Source organism: Allobosea sp. 05T439, from assembly GCF_056396005.1.
Map to the genome: position 1 here is coordinate 1 of NZ_JBFTKP010000138.1, position 598 is coordinate 598.

1 pseudogene is annotated in these 598 nt (G+C 64.2%); it reads left to right on the top strand.

The features are described 5' to 3' along the window. Window positions 1-598 (top strand): annotated as a pseudogene (locus AC1DIO_RS35425) (IS5 family transposase); the annotation flags it as partial.

Consider the following 598-nt stretch of genomic DNA (forward strand, 5'->3'; position numbering starts at 1 on the left):
TTTCCGCTGTCGCATGGCGTGCCACGGGTTGATGATCGGCGTGTGGTGAGCGGGATCGTCTACGTCATCCGCAACGGCCTGCAGTGGAAGGACGCGCCCAAGGGCTACGGTCCCCACAAGACACTCTACAATCGCTTCATCCGCTGGAGCSGGCTCGGCGTCTTCGACCGGATCTTCGCCGGGCTTGCCGGCGAAGGGCCCAGGCCGGAGCGGATCATGATCGACGCGACGCATCTGAAGGCGCATCGCACGGCGGCGAGCCTGCTCAAAAAGGGGCTCTTCCCCGGTGTATCGGGCGCACCAAGGGCGGGCTGAACTCCAAGCTCCACACCGTCTGCGACGAGACCGGCCGCCCGATCATCATGCTGCTCTCGGAAGGCCAGATGAGCGACCACAAGGGCGCAAGCCTCGTGCTCGCTGCCCTACCGTCAGCCAAAACCCTTATTGCCGACCGCGGCTATGATAGCGCCGCGTTCCGCCAGGCCCTGGTCGCCAAAGGCATCGCACCCTGCATTCCATCGAGCCGAAGCCGGAAAATCCCGTATCCCTACGACAAAGCGCTCTATCGCCAGCGCCACAAGGTCGAGAACCTCTTCGC